Source organism: Amycolatopsis thailandensis, from assembly GCF_002234405.1.
Lineage (GTDB): Bacteria > Actinomycetota > Actinomycetes > Mycobacteriales > Pseudonocardiaceae > Amycolatopsis > Amycolatopsis thailandensis.
Genome location: NZ_NMQT01000096.1, coordinates 57,078 through 79,397 on the forward strand (window position 1 = coordinate 57,078; position 22,320 = coordinate 79,397).

General features: G+C 68.6%; 18 protein-coding genes. 14 read left to right on the plus strand and 4 right to left on the minus strand.

Annotation, left to right across the window (positions count from 1 at the left end; genetic code table 11):
- Positions 1–17: 17 nt before the first annotated feature.
- The 3 genes from CFP71_RS26375 to CFP71_RS26385 all read left to right on the plus strand — a co-directional run bounded on the left by CFP71_RS26375 (position 18) and on the right by CFP71_RS26385 (position 2,577).
- Positions 18–746 carry a response regulator transcription factor gene (locus tag CFP71_RS26375; RefSeq protein WP_093936634.1) on the plus strand — a complete coding sequence of 243 codons (729 nt, stop codon included), beginning with the start codon at positions 18–20 and terminating at the stop codon, positions 744–746.
- Positions 743–2,080 carry an ATP-binding protein gene (locus tag CFP71_RS26380; protein WP_093936635.1) on the plus strand — a complete coding sequence of 446 codons (1,338 nt, stop codon included), beginning with the start codon at positions 743–745 and terminating at the stop codon, positions 2,078–2,080. Before CFP71_RS26375 ends, CFP71_RS26380 begins: the two co-directional genes overlap by 4 nt.
- Positions 2,081–2,187: 107 nt before the next feature.
- A complete protein-coding gene (locus CFP71_RS26385) occupies positions 2,188–2,577 on the plus strand; it encodes a (deoxy)nucleoside triphosphate pyrophosphohydrolase (RefSeq protein WP_167406279.1) in 390 nt (129 codons plus the stop codon).
- Between the two features lie 51 nt (positions 2,578–2,628).
- On the opposite strand, the gene trpS is transcribed toward CFP71_RS26385, so the two are convergent.
- Positions 2,629–3,594, minus strand: coding sequence for a tryptophan--tRNA ligase (gene trpS, locus CFP71_RS26390; RefSeq protein ID WP_093936637.1), 966 nt, complete (start codon positions 3,592–3,594; stop codon positions 2,629–2,631).
- A 336-nt stretch (positions 3,595–3,930) separates the two neighbouring features.
- On the opposite strand from trpS, the gene CFP71_RS26395 reads away from it, so the two are divergent.
- Complete coding sequence (locus CFP71_RS26395; RefSeq protein ID WP_093936638.1) at positions 3,931–4,230, plus strand: YciI family protein; 300 nt, start codon at positions 3,931–3,933, stop codon at positions 4,228–4,230.
- Positions 4,231–4,251: 21 nt separating this feature from the next.
- Here CFP71_RS26395 and CFP71_RS44285 read toward each other — a convergent pair whose 3' ends face one another.
- Positions 4,252–4,410 carry a hypothetical protein gene (locus CFP71_RS44285; protein WP_007028942.1) on the minus strand — a complete coding sequence of 53 codons (159 nt, stop codon included), beginning with the start codon at positions 4,408–4,410 and terminating at the stop codon, positions 4,252–4,254.
- A 210-nt stretch (positions 4,411–4,620) separates the two neighbouring features.
- Here CFP71_RS44285 and typA point away from each other — a divergent pair, with 210 nt between their 5' ends.
- The 5 genes from typA (at position 4,621) to CFP71_RS26420 (ending at position 13,071) form a co-directional block, all read left to right on the plus strand.
- The gene (gene typA / locus CFP71_RS26400; protein WP_093936639.1) at positions 4,621–6,543 is read left to right on the plus strand and encodes a translational GTPase TypA; all 1,923 of its coding nucleotides are present in this window, start codon (positions 4,621–4,623) and stop codon (positions 6,541–6,543) included.
- A gap of 601 nt (positions 6,544–7,144) precedes the next feature.
- Complete coding sequence (locus CFP71_RS26405; RefSeq protein ID WP_208636040.1) at positions 7,145–8,854, plus strand: ABC transporter family substrate-binding protein; 1,710 nt, start codon at positions 7,145–7,147, stop codon at positions 8,852–8,854.
- A 287-nt stretch (positions 8,855–9,141) separates the two neighbouring features.
- Entirely contained in the window at positions 9,142–10,947 is a 1,806-nt protein-coding gene (locus CFP71_RS26410) for an ABC transporter family substrate-binding protein (RefSeq protein ID WP_093936641.1), read from the plus strand.
- Between the two features lie 182 nt (positions 10,948–11,129).
- On the plus strand, positions 11,130–12,146 hold the full coding sequence (locus CFP71_RS26415; protein ID WP_039917942.1) for an ABC transporter permease: 1,017 nt from the start codon (positions 11,130–11,132) through the stop codon (positions 12,144–12,146).
- A 1-nt stretch (position 12,147) separates the two neighbouring features.
- Complete coding sequence (locus CFP71_RS26420; protein WP_167406284.1) at positions 12,148–13,071, plus strand: ABC transporter permease; 924 nt, start codon at positions 12,148–12,150, stop codon at positions 13,069–13,071.
- Between the two features lie 332 nt (positions 13,072–13,403).
- Here CFP71_RS26420 and CFP71_RS26425 read toward each other — a convergent pair whose 3' ends face one another.
- A complete protein-coding gene (locus CFP71_RS26425) occupies positions 13,404–15,185 on the minus strand; it encodes an ABC transporter ATP-binding protein (protein WP_167406280.1) in 1,782 nt (593 codons plus the stop codon).
- Positions 15,186–15,341: 156 nt separating this feature from the next.
- On the opposite strand from CFP71_RS26425, the gene mshB reads away from it, so the two are divergent.
- The 3 genes from mshB to CFP71_RS26440 are packed head-to-tail and all read left to right on the plus strand — an operon-like array spanning position 15,342 to position 17,399.
- Positions 15,342–16,184 (plus strand): N-acetyl-1-D-myo-inositol-2-amino-2-deoxy-alpha-D-glucopyranoside deacetylase, encoded by an 843-nt coding sequence (gene mshB / locus CFP71_RS26430; RefSeq protein ID WP_167406281.1) that lies wholly within the window; start codon positions 15,342–15,344, stop codon positions 16,182–16,184.
- A complete protein-coding gene (locus tag CFP71_RS26435) occupies positions 16,181–16,600 on the plus strand; it encodes a hypothetical protein (RefSeq protein WP_093936644.1) in 420 nt (139 codons plus the stop codon). The genes mshB and CFP71_RS26435 overlap by 4 nt, the downstream gene beginning before the upstream one ends.
- Positions 16,593–17,399 (plus strand): hypothetical protein, encoded by an 807-nt coding sequence (locus CFP71_RS26440; protein ID WP_093936645.1) that lies wholly within the window; start codon positions 16,593–16,595, stop codon positions 17,397–17,399. Before CFP71_RS26435 ends, CFP71_RS26440 begins: the two co-directional genes overlap by 8 nt.
- Here CFP71_RS26440 and CFP71_RS26445 read toward each other — a convergent pair.
- On the minus strand, positions 17,383–18,144 hold the full coding sequence (locus tag CFP71_RS26445; RefSeq protein ID WP_093936646.1) for a site-2 protease family protein: 762 nt from the start codon (positions 18,142–18,144) through the stop codon (positions 17,383–17,385). The genes CFP71_RS26440 and CFP71_RS26445 overlap by 17 nt on opposite strands.
- 225 nt (positions 18,145–18,369) lie before the next feature.
- On the opposite strand from CFP71_RS26445, the gene CFP71_RS26450 reads away from it, so the two are divergent.
- Complete coding sequence (locus CFP71_RS26450) at positions 18,370–18,699, plus strand: WhiB family transcriptional regulator (protein ID WP_026466954.1); 330 nt, start codon at positions 18,370–18,372, stop codon at positions 18,697–18,699.
- 186 nt (positions 18,700–18,885) lie between these two features.
- The gene (locus CFP71_RS26455) at positions 18,886–22,155 is read left to right on the plus strand and encodes a glycosyltransferase family 2 protein (protein WP_244199838.1); all 3,270 of its coding nucleotides are present in this window, start codon (positions 18,886–18,888) and stop codon (positions 22,153–22,155) included.
- The last annotated feature ends 165 nt before the right edge of the window (positions 22,156–22,320 follow it).

Consider the following 22,320-nt stretch of genomic DNA (forward strand, 5'->3'; position numbering starts at 1 on the left):
AGCTGGTGAAAGCGTGAATGATGAAGGACGTGAAACCTCGAGTACTGGTGGTCGACGACGAGCCCGGCGTCCGGAAGGCGTTGCAGCGGGGGCTGCGCGCCGAGGACATGGACGTGGTCACGGCGGCCGACGGGCCCAGCGGCCTGCGGCTCGCGCAGACGGGCTCGTTCGACGTCGTCCTGCTCGACATCATGCTCCCGGGTCTTTCCGGCTACCGCGTGCTCGAACGACTGCGCGCGTTCGGCGTCACCACGCCGGTGCTGATGATTTCGGCGAAGGACGGCGAGGTCGACCAGGCCGACGGTCTCGACCTCGGCGCCGACGGCTACCTCGTGAAGCCGTTCTCGTTCGTCGTCCTGGTCGCGCAGGTGCGCGCGGTGCTGCGGCGGGCGTCGCCGGACGCGATTCGCGGACCGCTGCGGATCGGCGCGCTCGAAGTCGACCGGAGCCTGCGGCAGGTCCGCTACGACGGCGTCGACGTGGCGTTCAGCCCCCGCGAGTTCGCGCTGCTGGAGGTGCTGGCAGGCCGGGCGGGCACGGTGGTCACCAAGGACGAGCTGCTGCGCGCCGTCTGGGGTGACGAACAGGCCGCGACCCGCAACGTCGTCGAGGTCTACGTCGGTTACGTGCGGCGCAAACTCGACGCGGTCGGCGCGGGCGCGCTGGTCCGGACCGTGCGCGGGCACGGCTACCTGGCTTCCGACCCGCAGCTCGACGAAGTGATCGCCCCGGCGGGACAGGGGTGATCGGCTCACCGTCTTGGTGGCGCCGCCGCTCGCTCCAGGTCCGGATCACCCTCCTCACGGCCGCGGTCACGCTCGGCTTCCTGCTCGGGCTCGCGGCGGTCGCCGGGGACAACCTCCAGCCGCTGCTCATCGGCTCGGTCGACGAGGAACTGAGCGCTCAGCTGGAGATCGCGAAGGCCGACGTCGCCGCCGGACTGCCGCCGACGGCCTCGGCGGTCACCGTCCGCGTCCTCGACACCGGCGGCGGCCCGGTGGACGGCCTGCCCGCCGCGAGCCTCGGCCCTGCAGACGTCCGCGCGCTGAAGGCGGGCGAGCCGATCACGACCGGCGGCGAGCACAGCTGGCGCTGGGTGGGCACCGTGATCACCGCGCCCGACGGGCAGCAACGGCTCGTCGCCGCCGGCGCCGGGCTGGTCGGTTTCGCCACCGCCGTGCATTCCGGTGGGCTGTGGCTGTTCGTGGTCGCGTCGGTCGGCGCGGTGGGCGCCGGGATCGCGACGTGGCTGCTGGTGCGGTTCGCGCTGCGGCCGGTGGCGCGGATGCGCGGGTCGGTCCGGGCGCTCCCGCCCGGCGCGCGGCTGCCGCTGCCGGATTCTCACGACGAACTCCGCGCGCTGGCCGAGGAGTTCAACGCCCTGCTGGCCCGGCAGGAGGAGGGCGCGGACCGGCTGCGACGGTTCACCGGCGACGCCGCGCACGAGCTCCGCTCGCCGGTCGCGTCGATCCGCGTGCAGGCCGAGGTCGCCGTCACCAACCCCGATCCCGAGCTCTCCCAGGAGACCCTCTCCGACATCCTGGAGGAGTCGGAACGGCTTTCCGCGCTGCTCGACGGGCTGCTGGCGCTGGCAAGGTCGGACGCGGGGGAGGTCCCGCCCGCCGAACCGGTCGAGCTGGTGAGCGAGGTGCGGGCCGCGGTCGCGCGGATGCCCGCCGACGCGCCGGACGTCCGGGTGACGGGCACCGTCGGGACGGCGTGGGCGCTGGCGACGCACGCCGAGGTCGAACTGGTGCTGAGCAACCTGCTGCGCAACGCCTGCCGGTACGCCCAAGGCGAGATCGTGGTGTCGGTGCTGGCGTCGCGGTCTTCGGTGCGGGTGGTGGTCGACGACGACGGACCGGGCATCGCCCCGGAACACCGGGACCGGGTCTTCGACCGGTTCTACCGCGTTTCCGATTCGCGGGCGCGGTCCTCCGGCGGCACCGGGCTGGGACTGGCGATGGTCGCGGAGGCCGTCCGGCGGCGCGGGGGCAGGGTCCGGGTCGGTGAGTCACCCGATGGCGGGGCGCGCTTCCAGATCGTCTGGCAGGCCGCGCGGCCCGGCGCTTCGGCGTGATTCGCGTGCTTGAAGGCGGAACTCGCGTGCTTGGAGGCGGAACACCCTGATCCGGCTTCAAGCACGCGTGATCCGGGTTCGGGCACGTTCGGTCGTAGGGTGTGCCTGTGGTGATCGTGGGCGCCGCCATCGTGCGGGACGGACAGCTGCTGGCGCAGCAGCGGGCTTGGCCCGCCGACCACGCCGGGCAGTGGGAGCTGCCGGGCGGGCGGGTCGAAGACGGCGAAAGCGACGAGGTCGCGCTGGCGCGTGAGTGCTTGGAAGAGCTGGACGTCGCCGTGACGGTCGGTGGCCGGGTCGGCGACGACGTCCCGCTGCCGAAGGGGAAAGTGCTGCGGATCTACGCCGCTTCGCTGGTCAGCCCGGGGGACGAGCCGCGGGCGGTGGAGCACAAGGACGTCCGGTGGATCACCGCGGCTGACCTCGACGACCTCGACTGGCTCCCCGCCGACCGGATCCTCCTCCCGGCACTGCACACCCTGCTCGCGAGTCCGTGAAGGACCCCTTCCTGTACCTAGGCGCAAGGAAGGGGTCCTTCATGTACTTCTTCAGCCCGCGCCGATGAGTCGAAGGGCGGACTGGAGCCGGTGCTCACCGCGTTCCGCCGCCCGGATGGCGCCCGCCTTGCGGACCCGCTCCAGCTCGCCGGGGTCGGCCAGCAGCGCCAGGGCGCGCTCCCGGACCGGCCGAAGTTCCTCGATGAGCGCCTCGGCGACAGCCTCTTTGACCTGGCCGTAGGAATCGAACCGGTCGGCGAGGTCCTCGGGTTTCTCCCTGGTGCACGCCGCGAGGATGTCCAAAAGGTTCGCCATCCCCGGCCGGGCTTCCGGCGCGTAGGCGGGCTTCGACCCGCCGTCGGTCTTCGCGCGTTTGATCTTCCGCCTGACCTGGTCGGCGTCGTCGAGGATGAAGACGACCCCGACCTCGTCCCGCGTCGACTTCGACATCTTCCGCGTCGGTTCGGCGAGGTCCATGACCCGCGCGCCGGCGGGCGGCAACACCGCCTTCGGCATGGTGAACACGTCGCCGTAGGTGGAGTTGAACCGCTTGGCCAGCGTTCTCGCCAGTTCGACGTGCTGCCGCTGGTCCTCGCCGACCGGTACCTCGTCCGCGCCCTGGAGCAGGATGTCCGCCGCCATCAGCACCGGATAGGTCAGCAGGGAGAGCCGGACCCCGGCCTGGCCTTTCGACTTCTCCTTGAACTGGATCATCCTGGCGGCCTCGCCGTAGTTGCAGGTGCATTCGAGGACCCAGTTGAGGGCGCCCAGTTCGCGGGCTATGTCGGATTGCACGAACACCCGGTCCGGCTCGATCCCGGCCGCGATCAGCACGGCCAGCTGCTCCGACGCCATCGAACGCAGTTTCGCCGGATTGTGCGAGTTCGTCATGGCGTGCAGGTCGGAGACGAAGTACAGGTCGTCCGGCCCGCCCTCGTCCGCCCAGCGCCGAATGGCCCCCAGGTGGTTCCCGACGTGGACGTGGCCGGACGGGGTGATCCCGGACAACCTGATCATCTGCCTTCTTCCTTCCGGATTCGGGCCGCCCCAGGGTCCGGGCACGAAAAAGGCCGCCCGGTGGGGCGGCCTGGGTGGTGCGCTCGTCTGGTTCAGCGCAGGACTTCGGGGCCGCCGGAGGGCGGCCACCACTGGGCGTTCTGCGCGCGCATGCGGCCCACTCTACAGAGTGACCTGCGTTTCGTCCTCTGGACGCGGTAGTTCGGCGTCGAACTTTCGCATCCAGAGGACGAAATGCAGGCTGATTTCACTCATTCCGGGCACGTCGCGTCAATACTTCGTATCGGCTGATCCAGTACGCCCGTCACATTGATGATCCGGGTCTACCTTCATCTCATGTATGTCGTCCTGTTGACCTACACCGCCCCTATCGAAGAAATCGACTATGTGCTCCCGGATCACGCCGACTGGCTGACCAAGCAGTACGAGCACGGCAATTTCCTCGCCTCCGGCAGGCGCAACCCGCGCATCGGCGGCGTCATCATCACCAGGCCCATGGCCAGGGGAAAGCTGGACGCGATCCTCGCGACCGACCCCTTCTCGATCAAGCACATGGCCGCCTACGAGGTGATCGAATTCTCGCCGACCAGGACCGCGCCGGAACTGCGGTTGGTCAACGAGGCGGTGGTGCACTGACGATCATTGCCGACGACGCGGTCAAGCCGCTTTCGCGATCTTCGTCTTCGCCTTTTTCAGGGCGAGAACGGGACATTTGCCGCACCGTGATTTCGAGCGGCAGCATTTCTTCTTGACCTTGCCCGACTTCATCCATTTGCGCACGAGCTTGTGCGGGTCGTCGGGTAGTTTCTTGCCCACTCGCGCTCCTTGTCGGACTGCGTCGGCGACGCCTTCACGTTAGGTGAGGCTAACCGATCTTGGGGCGTGGGGGTGCTCACAGTTCGGCTACAGGTACGCTGGTGTGGTCCGCGTATGGCCAAAGTCGGCCGACGTTACTCGATCGCGTGAGTTGAGCGTTCGGGGCGGCGTGGGCACCACACCCGAACTTGAAACCTTTGGAGCCTTCGCGTGCCCGCAGCCAGCGCCACCGCAGTCGATGCCGGTCGCTCGTCCGGCAAGACCCGGCCCGACCTGCGCAACGTCGCCATCGTCGCACACGTCGACCACGGCAAGACGACCCTCGTCGACGCCATGCTCCGGCAGTCCGGCGCGTTCGAGGAACGCGCCGAACTCGTCGACCGCGTGATGGACTCCGGGGAACTCGAGCGGGAAAAGGGCATCACCATTCTCGCGAAGAACACCTCCATCCACCGCGAGACCGAGAACGGCCCGGTGACCATCAACGTCATCGACACCCCCGGCCACGCCGACTTCGGCGGCGAGGTCGAGCGCGGACTGGCCATGGTGGACGGTGTCGTCCTGCTGGTGGACGCCAGCGAGGGCCCGCTCCCGCAGACCCGCTTCGTGCTCCGCAAGACCCTCGAAGCCGGCCTGCCGGTCATCCTGGTCGTCAACAAGACCGACCGTCCCGACGCCCGGATCTCCGAGGTCGTCGAGGAGACCCACGACCTCCTGCTCGACCTGGCCGGTGACATCGAGGACGCCGACCTCGACGCGATCCTCGACCTCCCGGTCGTCTTCGCCTCCGCCCGGTCCGGCAAGGCGAGCCTCGAGCAGCCCGCCGACGGCGCGGTGCCCGAGAGCGAGAACCTCGACCCGCTGTTCGAGACCCTGCTGCGCCACGTGCCGCCGCCCTTCGCCGACCGCGAGGGCCCGCTGCGCGCGCTGGTCACCAACCTCGACGCGTCGAACTTCCTCGGCCGGATCGCGCTGATCCGCATCCACTCCGGCAACCTGCGCAAGGGCCAGACCGTGGCCTGGATGCGCGAGGACGGCAGCATCCAGAACGTCCGGATCTCCGAACTGCTGGTCACCGAGGCGCTCACCCGCGTCCCGGCGACCGAGGCCAGCGCGGGCGAACTGGTCGCCATCGCGGGCATCCCCGACATCACCATCGGCGACACGCTGGCCGACGTCGAGAACCCGGAGGCGCTGCCCCGGATCGCCGTCGACGAGCCCGCCATCTCGATGACCATCGGTGTCAACACCTCGCCGCTGGCCGGCCGGTCCGGCGGAGACAAGGTCACCGCGCGGCTGGTCAAGGCCCGGCTGGACCAGGAGCTGATCGGTAACGTCAGCATCAAGGTGCTGCCGACAGAGCGCCCCGACACCTGGGAGGTCCAGGGCCGTGGCGAGCTGGCGCTGGCGATCCTCGTCGAGCAGATGCGCCGCGAGGGCTTCGAGCTGACCGTCGGCAAGCCGCAGGTGGTCACCAAGACGATCGACGGCAAGCTGCACGAGCCGTTCGAGCGCCTGTCGATCGACGCCCCGGAGGAGCACCTCGGCGGCATCACGCAGCTGCTGGCCGCCCGCAAGGGCCGCATGGAGCACATGGGCGGGCACGGCTCCGGCCGCATCAAGCTCGACTACGTCCTCCCGGCGCGCGGCCTGATCGGCTTCCGCACCGACTTCCTCACCGAGACCCGCGGCACCGGCATCGCGAACCACGTGTTCGAGGGGTACTTCCCGTGGGCGGGCGAGATCCGCACCCGGCACTCCGGTTCCTTGGTCGCCGACCGCTCGGGCCCCATCACCGCGTACGCGATGATCCAGCTCGCCGACCGCGGCACCTTCTTCGTGGAGCCGGGCGCCGAGGTGTACGAGGGCATGGTCGTCGGCGAGAACCCGCGCGCCGAAGACCTCGACATCAACATCACCAAGGAGAAGAAGCTGACCAACATGCGTCAGTCCTCCGCCGACGTGATGGAGACCCTGGCCCGCCCGCGCAAGATGGGCCTGGAAGAGGCGCTGGAGTTCTGCTCCGTCGACGAGTGCGTCGAGGTCGCCCCGGACGTCGTCCGGATCCGCAAGGTCACGCTGGACGTCAACCAGCGCGCCAAGGAGCGCAACAAGATGAAGAACCGCGGCTGACCCGCTCAGCGAACGCCGAAGGGCGCCTGCTCACTCACGGTGAGCAGGCGCCCTTCGGCATTTTCAGCCCTCAGGCCGGTTACGCACCGTATTCGATCGGGTGTTCCTGGTGAGAAGAAGTCCTTTCCCGACAATTCCGCCCGGAAAGCCGTTCTCCTTTTTGGACGGTGTTCACAACACCGGAACGGCGGTGCGGCGCGGGTGAAGTGCGGTGGCGCGCAGCGTCCCGAGAACGTGGATTCGGACGCGGCTCGAAACAAAAAATCCTAAATGCGTCCGGATAGGACTCGCGGTCGAGATCGCTTCCGCCATCAATCGTCCGCCGTCGAACATTCCGGCCGCCGTTCCGGAATGTTCCGGGGCGCGGAACCCATTGCCGAACAGGCCCGCTTCGGCGGGTCTCGAAAAGTGTCGGCCGGGCAGGAACCCGGGGCGCCTCCCGGACGTCCACCGAAGGAGGGCGGTATCCGGTCGGGCGACGACCGGGCCGATATGGGAATCTCGCTGCCGAGACCAGGTCCGGCGTGATAGCTGTATGGCGACGGGGCGAGGGACAAACCAGGAGGATCCAGGCGTGCGGTTAGCGACCACAGCGGCACCCATGTTGGCGTGCGCGGCCGTGCTCCTCGCCGCCTGCAGCAACACCCCGCCCCCGCCCGTGGTCAGCTCCTCGGCCTCCCCGGTGAGCACGTCGACCACGAAGACGCCTTCGCAGGTCGTCGTGGGTGTCGACGACGTCCTCGGCGGCTACAACCCGCACAACCTGGCCGACGCTTCCCAGGTGACGTCGGCGCTTTCGCAGCTGCTGCTCCCGTCGGTGTTCCGCCCGAAGGACGACGGCAGCTTCGAGCTGGACAAGAGCCTGATGAAGTCCGCCGAGGTCGTCTCGCAGCAGCCGTTCACGGTCGCGTACACGATCCGGCCGGACGCCTCCTGGTCCGACAGCGCGCCGATCGCGGCCGAGGACTTCGCCTACCTCCGCGAGAACATGCGCGACCAGCCCGGCGTCATCGGCGCCGCGGGCTACAGGCTGATCTCGGACATCCAGTCGCGTGAAGGCGGCAAGCGCGTCGAGGTCACCTTCGCGAAGCCGTACCCGGGCTGGCAGACGCTCTTCTCGAACCTGCTGCCCGCCCATCTGCTCAAGGACGCCCCGAACGGCTGGCAGGGCGCGCTGGCGACGGCGTTCCCGGCCGTCGCCGGGCCGTACTCCATCAAGGGACTCGACACGGCGCGCGGAGAGGTCGTCCTGGAGCGCAACGAGCGCTATTGGGAGAAACCCTCCGCCCTCGACCGGATCGTGCTCCGTGCGGCCGATCAGGAGGGCACACTGGCCGCTCTGCGCAGTGGCAACGACCAGTTCGCGATGACCAGGACCGACGGCACCGGTCTCAAGCGGCTCGGCGAACTCGGCTCGGCCGTCCAGCTGCACACGGTCGCCCGCCCCACGGTCGCGCAGATCCTCCTGCGGCCGGTGAGCGCGACGCTGTCGGATCCCAAGGTGCGCGAAGGCGTCACCGCGCTGATCGACCGCGCCAAGCTGATCACCGAGGCCGCGGAGGGGGGCCCGTCGGACAAACTCCGCGCCGACGCCCAGGTCCGCGTCCCGTCGGCCCCGGGCTTCCAGCCGACGATCCCCGCTCCGGGCCCGCCGTCGGCGGCGGATCCGGTCAAGGCCGAGGAACTGCTCAAATCCGCCGGGTACACCAAGGAAGCCGGGACCTGGCGCAAGAACGGGAAGAACCTTTCGCTGGTCGTCGCCTCGCCCGCCAAACAGGAGCCGTACGCGACGATCGCCAAGGAGCTGACGGCGCAACTGGTGGCCGCGGGGATCGAGGTCAACGCGATCGCGCCGCAGCCGAGGGAGCTGTTCTCGACGCTGCTGGCCATGCCGGTGCTCAACGGCGTCCAGCAGACGACGCCGGAGGGAGCGGGCAACGTCGGCATCGACATCGCGGTGATCGGCCAGGTCACCGGCGGCGCGGACGTCGCGTCGGCGCTGGCGTCCACCTTCGGCTGCCGCCCCGATCAGCTCACCGACAAGACCAAGGCCGTCGTCCCGGGGAACCCGCTGGGCTTCTGCGATCCGGCGCTGCAGCCGTCGATCGACGCGGCCCTGACCGGGACCACGCCCGTCGCCGACACGCTTTCGACCCTGGAACCGGAATTGTGGCGTCGGAATGTTGCCATTCCGTTGTTCCAGCTGGCCGATACCCTCGCCATCGGCTCTGGTATTTCCGGAGTAACCGCAGGTCCTCCTATGGTGGGCCCTTTCGGGTCGGCGGTGAACTGGACGAGGGGTCCGAAGTAGCCGTTTCGAGTCCGAGTGCGACCCTGGAGGGTGACCTTTCCCGGCACGTTCGAGTGGCGGACCGATTCCTCAAGGTAACCACTGTATTTCTTGTTGTCAGCCGCAAGTTACCCTTTGGTCACGATCGCCCCGTAACTGGTGACTGTTCGTGCATTTCCTTTCTAGCGTGCACCCGCAGTGCGCCAAATGAGTGTTGCTTGGCGTGTCATAGGCTCCGGGCCATCTCACCGGAGCGGTGTGGGGTCCTGTTCCGATCTCAGGAGCCCAGTGCTAGGAGGGCACACTTCATGAGGAAGTCCAAGGCAGTCTCCGCCTGGTCGCTGGTCGCGGCCTCCGCGCTTGTGCTGAGCGCATGCAGCGGTGGCGACAGCGGCAGTACCGACCAGAACGGGTCGTCGACCGACATCAAGAGCATGGCGGTCGGTAAGGCGCAGAACGGCGAGAACTTCAAGCTCGCGGACACCAAGGGGTACGAAGGCACCGTCACGGTGGGTATCGACGACGGGTACTCGGGCTACAACAACGACACGCCTGACACCAACACGTCGTACAACACCTACATCCTGACCGCCGTGCTCGCCGGCGCCGATGTGCTCGACGGCAACAACAAGGTGCTGCTGAACAACGACGTCTTCGACTCCTGGGAGGTCACCTCCAAGTCGCCGCAGACCGTCGTCTACAAGATCAAGCCGAACGTCAAGTGGTCGGACAACGAGGCGTTCGACTGCGACGACATGTACCTGTCGTGGCTGGCGCACTCCGGCAAGGCGAAGACCTCCGACGGCAAGCAGGCCTTCCTCGCCGCTTCGACGACCGGCTACCAGCTGATCGACCAGGCGACCTGTAAGGACGACCTGACCTTCGAGACCAAGTACACCGAGCCGTACCTGGACTACAAGGGTCTGTTCAACTCGACCGCGATCATGCCGGCGCACATCGTCGAGAAGCGGTCGAACGTCCCCGACATCACCAAGCTGACCCCGACCAGCGACGCGGCCCAGCTCAAGGCGGCCGGTGAGTTCTGGACCAACGGCTTCAAGGCCTTCAAGGCCGAGGACATGCCGGCTTCGGGTCCGTACAAGATCACCGCGTTCGACGCCAACCAGAAGGCCGTCACGCTCGAGAAGAACCCGAACTGGATCGGTGGCAAGGGTGGCCCCTCCAAGATCGTCGTGAAGGCGATGGAGGACACCAAGGCCATGGCGACCGCGCTGCAGAACGGTGAGATCGACATCGCCGCTTCGACCCAGCCCGACGCCACCGCCGCCGGCACCATGAAGGGCCTCGCCGCCCAGGGTGTCACCTACGGTTCGGCCTCGCAGCTGACCTTCGAGCACATCGACCTGAACTACAAGCGCATGTTCAAGGACAAGAACCTGCGCAAGGCGTTCTTCGAGGTCGTCAACCGCCAGGAGATCACCGACAAGCTGCTGAAGGAGGTCCAGGCCGACGCGACCCCGCTGAACAGCATCGTGTTCATGCCGGGCGAGCAGGGCTTCAAGGACCTGTACAGCAGCAAGGCCGGTCTGGGCGCCGAGGCCGCGGCCAAGACGCTGACCGACGCCGGCTGGGTCAAGGGTGGCGACGGCATCTTCGCCAAGGACGGCCAGCGCGCGTCGTTCAAGATCTCGCACAACCAGAACACCCGCCGTCAGCAGACCGTCGAGATCATCATCTCGCAGGCCAAGGCCGCCGGTATCGAGATCACGGACGACCAGGACGCCAACTTCCTGAAGGGTGGCCGTCTCGCGGCCAGCGACTACGACGCCGCGCTCTTCGGCTGGTCCGCCGCTCCGTTCAAGGCCGAGCAGAAGTCGATCTACATCACCCGTGTCGACGACAGCAGCCAGAACTACCAGGGTCTCTCGAACCCGACGATCGACTCCTCCTTCGAGGCGGCCGTGAAGGCCACCGACGAGGCGGTCCAGCTGGAGAGCTACCAGAAGGCCGACCAGGCGATCGCGGACGAGTACGCGACCCTGCCGCTGTTCCAGACCCCGTCCATGTGGGCGTTCAAGGGCATCGACCGCACTTACATGCAGTCGTACAACGGTGTCCTGTGGAACGCCGGTGAGTGGGAGCAGAAGAAGTAGGGCTTCCGCCCCGCTTTTTCACCACTCGCTTACGCGATCCTGGTGGTAGGGGGGCCCGGCCAAAAGCCGGGCCCCCGTACCCGCCGGAAGTAGCTGTTGACCGTAGGGTTACCGCCACTACGGTGGACAACCGGGCAGCGGTCCAGCACTTCGGCGACCAGGCCCGGATGAGGAGCAGTTCGTTGAACCTGGTGATCTACATTCTTCGCCGTCTGGCGATATCGATTCCCGTCCTGTTGGTCGGGACTTTCCTGTGTTTCGTCATGGTCGCCGGCACCGGTGACCCGCTCGCCGAGATGAAGAGCAATCCGGCCATGAGCAAGGAAGCCATCGCGCAGATGGCCTCGCAGCTCGGGCTGGACCAGAGCATCGTGCCCCGGTACTTCACTTGGCTCGGCAACTTCGTCACCGGCGACTGGGGCGTTTCCATCGCACAGGGCAACGCGCAGGCCCCGGTGTTCCCGAAGGTCATGGCCGCGTTCGAGGTCACCTTGAAGCTCGTCGTCGGAGCCGAGATCCTCGCGCTCGTCCTCGGCGTCCTCGTCGGTGTGGTCGCGGCGGTCAAGCAGTACTCGATCATCGACTACATCGCCACCACGCTGGCCTTCCTGCTGTTCTCGATGCCGATCTTCTGTGTCGCCATCGTGCTCAAGCGGTACGCGATCGAGTTCAACGGCTGGGTGCGGGACCTGGGACTGTCCGATGTGCTCGGTAACCCCTGGATCCGGACGACGAGCCCGGAATCGCTGAATTTGGACGGTCCAGGCGGTTTCCTGGCGAGTTATATCGGCGCCTATCTGCTGCCGACGTTGTCCATCATGGCGATCAGCTTCGCCGCGTACAGCCGGTTCCAGCGCGCTTCGATGCTGGAGACGCTGAACGCGGACTACGTGCGGACCGCGCGGGCGAAGGGCCTCGGCAACGGCCGGGTCATCTTCCGCCACGCCTTCCGGAACGCGCTCATCCCCGTGACCACCCTGTTCTCCGTCAACTTCGGTGCCGTGCTCTCGGGCGCGATCATCACCGAGACGGTGTTCAACTGGAATGGCATGGGCAAGCTGCTCGTCGAAGCCGTGACCAAGAGCGATACGCAGGTGATGATGGGCTGGCTGGTGCTCATCGCCAGCAGCATCATCGTCGCCAACCTGATCGCCGACCTGATGTACGGCATCCTGGACCCGAGGATTCGCGTTGGCTGACTTGAATTCCCTTATCGCGGCGGAAAACTCCAAGTCCGCCGATGGCACGCTTCCGGAAGAGGCCCTGCCCGAACCCCGGAGCCAGGGCAAGCTGGTCCTGCGCAAGTTCCTGCGGCACAAGCTGGCGATGATCTGCACCGGAGTGCTCCTGCTCCTGGTGCTCACCGTGCTGATCATGCCGATCTTCTGGCCGCACAGTTACGAGGACAGCTCCTTCCCGTCCTTCGCGAGGCCCAGCGCGGACTATCCGCTCGGGACGACGCAGGTCGGCAAGGAGATGGTGTCGCAGATCCTGCGCGGCACCCAGTACTCGCTGCTGATCGCGCTGGTCGTGTCGATCATCGCCACCACCATCGGCACCGTCTTCGGTGCCATGGCGGGCTACCTGCGCGGCTTCACCGATTCCGCGATCTCGCGCGTGACGGACCTGTTCCTGATCGTCCCGCAGATCGCCGCCGCCGCCATCCTGGCGAAGGTGTTCGGTGGCGGCAGCTGGTACATCGTCGCGATGGTGCTGGCGGCGTTCGGCTGGATGCCGATCGCGCGGATCGCCAGAGCCGAGGCGATGTCGCTGTCCCAGCGGGAGTTCGTGGACGCCGCCCGCGCGTCCGGCGCCGGGACCTTCCACATCGTGTTCAAGCACCTGGTGCCGAACATGGTCGGCCTGATCACGGTCAACGCCACCCTCGCGGTCGCGCAGGCCGTGCTGATCGAGGCGGCGCTGTCCTTCATCGGGCTGGGGGTGCAGCTGCCGGACACCTCGCTCGGCCGCGTCATCCTCGAGAACTACGCGCAGCTGCAGAACCGGCCGGCGCTGTTCTTCGGCCCGTTCATCGTGCTGGTGCTGATCTCGCTGACGATCAACTTCATCGGTGACGGCCTGCGGGACGCTTTCGACCCGCGGCAGCGCCGCATGAAGGCGTAAGAGCTCAAGTACGTGAAGGCCCCCTTCCCCCGGTTCAGCCGAGGGAAGGGGGCCTTCACGCGTTTCGGCGCCTGAGTAGGCGTGCTCAGACGCCGAACTCGCGTGATCAGAGACGGATCTCGCGTGTTTGAAGGCGGATCACGGTGTGCGGCGCCTGGGCACGCGAGATCCGCCTTCAAACACGTGAGATCCGCGCTCAAGCACGCGTGATCCGCCTTCAAGCACGTGAGTCACGGCTACGAGCCCGGCATACGGCACGCCGCCCCAAGTACATGAAGGCCCCCTTCGCTGCGTCTAGCGCAGTGAAGGGGGCCTTCATGTACTTCCGAGGGTCAGTCGGACACCGGGGCCAGCTTGCCCGCCTCCCAGGCCGCACGCCGCTCGGCCTGCAGCACCGGGTCCGCGACCGGAGCGGCCGAGAGCAGACGACGGGTGTAGTCCTCGCTCGGCGAGTGCAGCACCTGGTCACGCGTGCCGACCTCGACCAGTTTGCCGTGCTGCATCACCGCGACGCGGTCGGCCAGCAGGTCGACGACGGCGAGGTCGTGACTGATGAACAGGCAGGCGAACTGCAGCGAGCGCTGCAGGTCCAGGAACAGGTCCAGCACGCGGGCCTGCACCGACACGTCCAGCGCCGAGGTGGGCTCGTCCGCGATCAGCAGCGCCGGGTCGAGCGACAGCGCCCGCGCGATGGCGACACGCTGGCGCTGGCCGCCGGACAGCTCGTGCGGGTACCGGTTGCGGTAGTGGCCGCCGAGCTCGACCTTGTCCAAAAGGGACGCCACGCGCTCGTTCAGGGCCTTGCCCGACAGGAACTTGTGCAGCACCATCGGCTCGGCGATCGACTCGCCGATGGTCATCTTCGGGTCCAGTGTGGACGCCGGGTCCTGGAACACGATCGAGAAGTACCGGCGCAGCGGGCGCAGGTCCTTGTTCGACATGTTCGTGATGTCCTTGCCCGCGATCGACACGGTGCCCGAGGTCGGGGTCAGCAGGCGGATCGCGCAGCGGCCGACGGTCGACTTGCCGGAACCGGATTCGCCGACCAGGCCGACGATCTCGCCCTTGGCGATGCTCAGCGAGACGTCGTCCACCGCGCGGTTCTTGGCCTGGCCGCGGCGGCCCGGGTACTCCAGCACGAGGTTCTTGATCTCGAGCGCGGGCGCGCTCTCCTCGATGACGGCCGCGAGCTCGGAGTCTTCGAGCCGGATCTCCTCGGCGATCTTCGTGGCTTCGTCGCTGTCGGCGGAGATGCCCTCGTCGTCGAGCAGGCGGCGTCCTTCGGGGCGCTGGCCGAGCACGGGCACCGCGGCGAGCAGCTTGCGGGTGTACTCCTGCGAAGGCGAAGCGAACAGGTCGCGCACCGGCGCCTCTTCGACGATGTTGCCCTGGTACATGACGACCACGCGGTCGGCGAGGTCGGCGACGACGCCCATGTCGTGCGTGATCAGCACGATCGCGGTGTTCAGGGTGTCGCGCAGCTTGCGCAGCAGGCCGAGGATCTCCGCCTGCACGGTGACGTCGAGCGCCGTGGTCGGCTCGTCGGCGATGATCACCTTCGGGTCGCACGAGATGGCCATCGCGATGACGACGCGCTGGCGCAGACCGCCCGAGAGCTGGTGCGGGTACTGCTTGAAGCGCAGCGGCGGGTTCGGGATGCCGACCATCTCCAGCAGTTCGATGGCGCGCTTGTCGGCGGCTTCCTTCGAGATGTCCTGGTGCGAACGAAGCGCCTCGCGCAGCTGCCAGCCGACGGTGTAGACCGGGTTCAGCGCGGTCATCGGCTCCTGGAAGATCATCGCGACCTGGTTGCCGCGGATCTTCTGGAGGTCCTTCTCCTTGAGGTCGGCCAGGTTGCGGTCGCCGAGGCGGAGCTCGCCGGCGATCCGGCTGGTCTTCGGGAGCAGCCCGAGCACCGACATCGAGGTCACCGACTTGCCGGAACCGGACTCGCCGACCACCGCGACGATCTCACCCGGCTTGACGTCGAATCCGATGCCCTTGACCGCGTCGACCACGCCGTCGTCGGTCGGGAACGAGACGCTCAGGTCGGAGATGGACAGAACCGAACCCGACACGCCGCCGAGGTCCGACGATGCTGCTTCAGTGCTCACCAAGATGCCCTTCGTGGGGGTACATATGGTCACGACGCAATGCTCGTGACTCGCGCGAGGATAACCGAGAGTCGCCCGACTAAGGTCGGTGCTCGGCCTTCCGTTCCCGACACCCTATAAAGGAAAGCGCGCCGTGTTCGAATTAGTCTTCAAGCCGTGATCTCCGATCGGCCCAAATTGCTCCTCGTGCACGCCCATCCGGACGACGAGAGCATCACCACCGGTGGCACCATCGCGCGCTACACGTCCGAAGGGGCGGACGTGACCGTTGTCACGTGCACTCTCGGTGAGGAGGGCGAGATCATCCCGCCCTCCCTGGATGGGCTCGGTTCGTGGGCCTCGGACCAGCTCGGCGGCTACCGCGCGGGCGAGCTGGCTTCGGCCTGCGCCGCGCTGGGCGTCACCCGGCACCGTTATCTCGGCGGCATCGGCCGCTGGCGCGATTCCGGGATGGCCGGAACGCCGTCCGCGGCCCATCCGCGCGCGTTCTCCGGCGGCGACCCCGACGAGCAGGCGGCCCAGCTCGCGGAGATCCTGGACGAGGTCCGCCCCCAGGTCGTCGTCACTTATGACGCTTTCGGGGGTTATGGGCATCCCGACCACATCCGCGCGCACGAGATCACGATGGCCGCGGCGCCGAAGGCCGCGTCGGTCGAGCGTGTCTTCCACACTGTTTCTTCCCGCGACGCCGTCACGGCCGGCCTCGCCGCGCTGCGCGGACGCTCGGCGTTCCGGGTCCCGGAAGACGGCGAACTGCCGGTGACGCCGGACGAGACCATCACGACCGTCCTCGACGTCGGCGCGCACATCCCGGCCAAGGCCGCCGCGCTGCGGGCGCACGAGACCCAGGTCAGTGTGCCCGCCCCGCCGCATCTCGCGGACCACTTCGCGCTGAGCAACGACGTCGCGCAGCCGATCACCACGGACGAGTACTTCGTGCTCGCCCACGGGCCGGCCGAGGGCGCCGGGGCCGATCTGTTCGGGGGACTCGCGAGGTGACCGCGCCGCCGCTCACCTCGCGGCAGCGTCTGCTGCTGGTCCTGCTGTGCTTCGACGCGCTCTTGCTCGGGCTTCTCGAACTGTTCTTCCTGCCGCTCCGGCTCGACGGGATCGTGCTGCCGAAGCTCGGTGACTTCCCCATGCCGGTCACCGTGGTGCTCGCGGTGATCACGACACCGCTGCTGGTGCGGACGACCGCGAAAGTGGTCCGGCCCTCCTTTTCGGTGATTCCGCTGCTCGTCTGGGTACTCGTCGTACTGGGGATGGGTGTGACCGGCCCCGGCAATGATCTGGTGCTGATACAGGACTGGCGGGCGCTGCTGCTGATCGGCGGCGGGGCCTTGCCGGGAGCGCTGGCGCTGGGCGGTGGTCTCGGCATGGCGGCGAAAGCCGTGAAGGGAGACAGCGGTGGGTGAAGCGATTTCGGACCGTCAGGTCGTGGCGGTGCTGCGGCCGTTCGTCCGCGCCTGCGGGCCGATGGTCGACGCGCTGCGGGACGCGGATCCGTTCGGCCTCCAGGCCAGGGGACGCCGTCACGAGGACTTGGACGACGTCGAGCCGGGGCTGAAGGACAAGCTGCTCGACGGGATCACCTCGGTCAAGGTGCCCGGCACCGCCGCCTGGGCGGAGATGTCGAACTACCAGCGGACCCATTGGTGGGTGAACCGGGTCGGCCGGGTCACCGCGCTGGTCACCGCGATCCCCGGGATCGGCGGCGCGCTCGCCGACCGGCTGCCCGTGCAGGACGCGCTCGGCTCGGCCGCGCAAGGGGTGCTGCTGTGCGCGATCGCGGGGGAGTACGGCGTGACCGATGTCGGCGCCCGGGTCCGGCTGATCGCTTGGGTGCTCTTCGAACGCGACATCGACCCGGTGATGGCCGCGGGCAAACACGCCGAACATGACAAGGCCGCCGAAGACGACGAAGCGGCGAAGCTCACCGAAGAACTCGAAGACGCGAAGAAGAAGCACGGCAAGGTCACCCTGAAGGCCGCCGCGGGCACGCTGTGGCGGCTCGGCAGGGGGCTGCTGGGCATCGTCGAGGAATTGGAGAAGCGGCCGCGCGGCAGGCTTTTCCACCGGGCGCTCGGGAAACTGCCGGTGGTCGGCATGGCAGGCGACTACCTCGGCGAGCGGTCCGGCCTCAAACGCGTCTGGAAACGGGCGCACGAGTGGTTCACCGCACACCCCGAGGGCGAGCTCACTTCCAGAACATGAACGCGTCCTGTCCGTACATGGCGGCGAGCTTGAATCCTCCGACGGTGTCGAAGATCGCGTAGGACACGTCCCAGAGCAACGGGCTGGCCCCCGGCACGGCGAACAGGATGGCGAACAGGATGAGCGGCGCCCACGGCCGGGCCTTCGCGCCGAACTCCCGCGCCCCGGGCGAAAGGTACGGCTCGATCGCGCCCCAGCCGTCGAGCCCGGGGATCGGCAGGATGTTCAAGAGGAACGTGACGATCTGAAGCAGGGCCAGGAACGAGAGCCCGATCACGAGCCCGTTCGTCATCGGCACCAGCGCGACGACGAGCGTCAGCGCGACGCCGACGCCGAGGTTGCTCAGCGGCCCGGCGAGCGACACCCACGACTGGACACCGCGTGAGCGCAGGCGCCCGTGTTCGATCCACACCGCGCCACCCGGCAGCGGGATGCCGCCGATGATGAGGAATACCAACGGCAGGACGATGGACAGCACCGGATCCGTGTATTTCCGGACGTCCATGGACAGGTAACCCTTGTGGGCGACACTGTGGTCGCCGCCGCGGAACGCCACCACCGCGTGGCCGAACTCGTGCAGCGTCAGGGACGCGACCCAGCCGCCCGCGACGAGCAGGACGACGCCGGTGATGATGAGCGGGTCGTACTTCTGGCTGTAAATCGTGGTGGCGTCACCGAAAGCCGCGAGGACACCGCCCAGGACGGTGACCGCGAGGATGCCGAGGAAGATCGGACTGGGCCGCACTGCTGATCTCTGCACCCCACCAGTCTTCCGTATGCCCGATGTGAAGTCTTCGGCGTGTCCCCTTGCGCGATCGAGCCCGAGTATCCCCCGAACTCGCTACTCCGCTTGACCTGACCGCACTACACGGGTGTAATCACAGTGATGTCATTCGTCGCTGGAAGGGGGCGGCGAGTGGTGTTTCAACACCGCCAGCCTGGGGAGTGCGTGGACAGCGAGGAGGCGGACGTGCGGTTGGAAGCAGATGGAAGGGAATGGGGGCAAGTCGTGGGTTGGGGTGAGGTCCCGGAGCAGCAACTGGGCGATCTCACCGAGCTTTTCGACGATGCCTCCGCGGAAGAGCAGGACTGGCAGGAACGGGCCCTCTGCGCGCAGACGGACCCGGAGGCGTTCTTCCCTGAGAAGGGCGGCTCCACCCGTGAAGCCAAGCGGATCTGCCTCGGTTGCGAGGTCAAGGACGAGTGCCTCGAGTACGCCCTCGCGCATGACGAGCGGTTCGGTATTTGGGGCGGGCTCTCCGAACGTGAGCGTAGGAAACTGAAAAAGCGAGCTGTGTGACGGCGATCTCCGGCACCCCCAGTGCGCCGGAGATCGCTTCCAGCCGTTCTCACGGTCCTCGTTCCCTACGTTCTTGTTCCATACAGTGGGGCCACCAACGGGTGACAGGGTCGCGTCGTAGGGTGGCGGCACTCGACTTCGCCGCCACCTCTGGAGTGCCCGTTGTCTCGCACTGCCGCGTCACCTGTGCCGCGCACGGCCCCCGTTCTGGCCATTGTGGTCTGTCACGACGGCGAGAACTGGTTGCCACTGGCGCTTTCCGCGCTGCGGCGCAGCGGTGTCCGGCCGCGACACGTGCTGGCCGTCGACACCGGATCCACCGACCGGACGGCGAAGATCCTCGCCGACGCGGCGGCTCCCGAAGGCGTCGCCGGCGAAGCCCCGGTCCTTGACGGAATTCTCACGCTTTCGAGTGACGTCGGCTTCGGTGCCGCCGTCGGTGAGGCCGTCGAGTACGCCGTCGACCGCTGGGGTGATCCCGGCGGCTGGCTCTGGCTGCTGCACGACGACTGCGCGCCGGAACCCGATTGTCTCGAAAACCTGTTGGCAGCGGCGGAAAACGAGTCCGCGGCGACGGTGCTCGGTCCGCTCGCGGTGGACTGGAGCGATCCGCGGCTCATCGTCGAAGCCGGGTTGTCGACCGACGCCATCGGCCATCGGCAGCAGATCTCGCCGGAGGAGAGCGACACCGCGGTACTGGCCGTGCCGAGCGCGGGATCGCTGGTGCGGCGGGAGGTCTGGCACGATCTCGGCGGCTATGACCCCGGATTTCCCTTGCTGCGCGAGGATCTCGACTTCGGCTGGCGCGCCAACGCCGCGGGCGGGCGAGTGCTCTCCGTGCCGTCGGCCCGGCTCCGGCACGCCCGCGCGCTCAGCACCGGGCAGCGGGATCCGGCCGCCCTCGGCCTTTCCCTCGCGACGGCGAACCGCGCGCACGGGCTCCGGGTGTTCCTCGTCAATTGCTCCCCACTGTCCTTTTGGTTCGGACTTTTTCGAATCCCGGTCTTCGCGGTGCTGCGGGCGCTCGCGTTCCTGCTGCTGCGGCGCACCGGTGAGGCGGGCGCGGAACTCGCGGCGACCTGGTACCTGCTGCGCGGTCACGCCGGGTTGCGCGCGGCTCGCGCCGAACGCCGGGAGACCGACCGGCCGGGTGACGTCCGCGGGTTGTTCACCGGACGGCTGACGCGGGTGCGCAACGCGGTCCGCGCCGGCGTCGTCGGTCTCGTCCGGCGTGGTGTCGAACGGGACTTCGCCCTCGGGACCGTGCCGGAGGGCGCGGATCAGGAAGGAGCCTGGATCCCGCCGGAGGCGTTGAAGGCCGGGCAAGATCGTCCTGTCGGTCCCGGCGCGCTGCCCGCCGGGGCGATGCGCGGGGTCGGCTCGCGGGGGACGGGGCTGAGGCGGCCCAGCGCGGTCGTCGCTGTCGCGGTCCCCGAGAAGCCCGCCGTGAGCGGGCCGAAACCTTCGCCGGTGCCGCGGGACGGCGGACGCCCGCCGGAGCCGGAACTCGTGTTCGTCGAGGTCGACCGGAAGCGGGTGCTCGCCGCGACCGTGTTCGCCCCGCCGGTGATCATGCTCGTCGTCCTGACGGCGCTCGCTTTCGCGGTCAACGGTTCCCGGCTCGGGCTGGATCTCTTCGGCGGGAAGCTGCTGCCCGTCGGCGGGCTCGGCGAGATCTGGGCGTCGTATCTCGCGCCGTGGCACGCGATCGCGGGCGGGACGGCGAGTCCCGCGCCCGCGACGCTGCCGGTGCTGGGCACCCTCGGCGCGATCTTCGCCCCGATCGGCGGGCCCGCGGCGCTGGTCGCGATCCTGCTGATCGGCGACATCCCGCTCGCCGCCCTGAGCGCGTACGCGGCCACTCGACGGCTTCGCGTCCGTCGCTGGGTTCGCGCCGTCGTCGCGGCGGGGTACGGCGTGCTCCCGGCGGCCACCGCTTCGGTCGCGCAGGGTCGGCTCGACGTCGTCGTCGTGCACCTGCTGCTTCCGCCGGTGATCGCGGGCATCGTGGGCCTGCTGGTCCGCGCGGACTCGCGATGGCTGCACGTCTCGGCGCTGAGCGCGATCGGGCTGGCGCTGATCGGCGCCTTCTCGCCGCTGGCGCACGCGCTGGCCGTGGTCGGCCTGGTGATCGGGTTCGTGGTGCTGCCTTCGCCGACCGGACTGGCGCGGCGGATCGCGTCGGTCGGGATCGTGGTCTTCCTGCCGCTGGCGCTGCTGTTGCCGTGGCCGAGTGTGCTGCTGCGGCATCCGGAACTGTTGCTGCACGGGCTCGGCGGTGGTGCCACGGCGGCGTCCGGCGCCGATCTCGCCGGGCTGGATCCGGGCGGTCCCGGCGCTTGGCCGATCGGGGTGGCGCTGGTCGCGGCCGCGATCGTCGCGCTGGTGGTGCGGCCGACGAAGGGCGCGGGCGGCGGGGTCGCGGTCGTCGTGCTGGGTGTGCTCGGGCTCGTGGCGGTGCGGTTCGTGGCGGTGACGCCGATGTCGGGCGGCGCGCACGCGACCGGGTACGCCGGGGTGCCGCTGCTGGTGATCGGCGCCGGGCTGCTGTGGACGGTGCTGGCGACCTGGCAGCGCGGCGGGAGCGGAGTGGACCCGGCGCCGTGGCTGACGAAGGTCACGGCCGTGGCCGGGGTGCTCGTGCTGCTGGCGCTGGCGACCGGTGCGGTCGTCGCCGGACGGGAGGGCCCGCTGCGGTCGGGTGGGCGTCCGTCGCTGGCTCCGGAGATCTCGGCGGAACTGGCCGCGACCGGACGCTCGGTGCTGGTGGTGGGCTCCTCGGCCGAGCCGGTGCGGCAGACCGGCGGGCGGTTGCCGTTCTACGGCGACGACGAACTCGCGCCGACGCCCGGCAGCGCCGATCGGCTGGCCTCGTGGCGCCGGGACCTGCTTCAGGGCTCGCCGGACGCGGTCAAGCAGGCCTTCGCGGCGGCTTTGGCTTCGGGGGCGCTGTACGTCGTGCTGCCCAGCGGTGCCGATGGCGGCGCTTTCGTCGAACTCGCGCGTGATCTGGTCGGCCCGGCGGCGCCGACCTCCGACGGGCGGCCGGTGCTCCGCTTGCTGCCCGCGGGTGGGCAGGTGGCGCTGATCTCTCCGGAACTTTCGCAGGCGGCCGTGACCGGGAAGGGCGCGCCGGGGGCGTCGCCCGGGGTGGCGCCGGTGCAGGCCGGGCTGCCGGACGTGCGGGTGCGTGTCTCGGAGGGGCCGACCGGGCGGCTGCTCGTGCTGGCGGCGGAGTTCGAGGCGGGCTGGCAGGCGAGCGTCGACGGGAAGGCCGTGCCGATCGTGCGGGCCTGGGGGCATCAGGTGGCCGTCTCGGTGCCGCCGGCGCCTTCGGAGGTGGTGGTGGAGCACCAGGGGACGACGCGGAACCTGTTGCTGCTGGCTCAGGTGGCCGCGGTGCTTTTCACGCTGCTGACCGCTGTGCCTACGCGGCGGCGATCCACTCTTTCGTGACTTCGGGCTTGCGGTGTGTTTGCCACGCGTGCGCTTGGCCGCCTGCCTCACTCGAGCTGCTTTCCCGAGCGCCACGCTGGAGACGTTGAGCGTCCCTTACGTGGCGCTCGGGACTTCAGGTCTCTGCCGGGGTGTTCCCAATGTCGCATTTGAGTCGCTGAGCGA

Coding starts and splice junctions, on each gene's coding strand:
- trpS (WP_093936637.1), bottom strand. CDS start 3,594: ATGATCAGGTTGTCCGGGATCACCCCGTCCGGCCACGTCCACGTCGGG.
- CFP71_RS26395 (WP_093936638.1), top strand. CDS start 3,931: ATGTATGTCGTCCTGTTGACCTACACCGCCCCTATCGAAGAAATCGAC.
- CFP71_RS26405 (WP_208636040.1), top strand. CDS start 7,145: ATGTTGGCGTGCGCGGCCGTGCTCCTCGCCGCCTGCAGCAACACCCCG.
- CFP71_RS26410 (WP_093936641.1), top strand. CDS start 9,142: ATGAGGAAGTCCAAGGCAGTCTCCGCCTGGTCGCTGGTCGCGGCCTCC.
- CFP71_RS26375 (WP_093936634.1), top strand. CDS start 18: ATGATGAAGGACGTGAAACCTCGAGTACTGGTGGTCGACGACGAGCCC.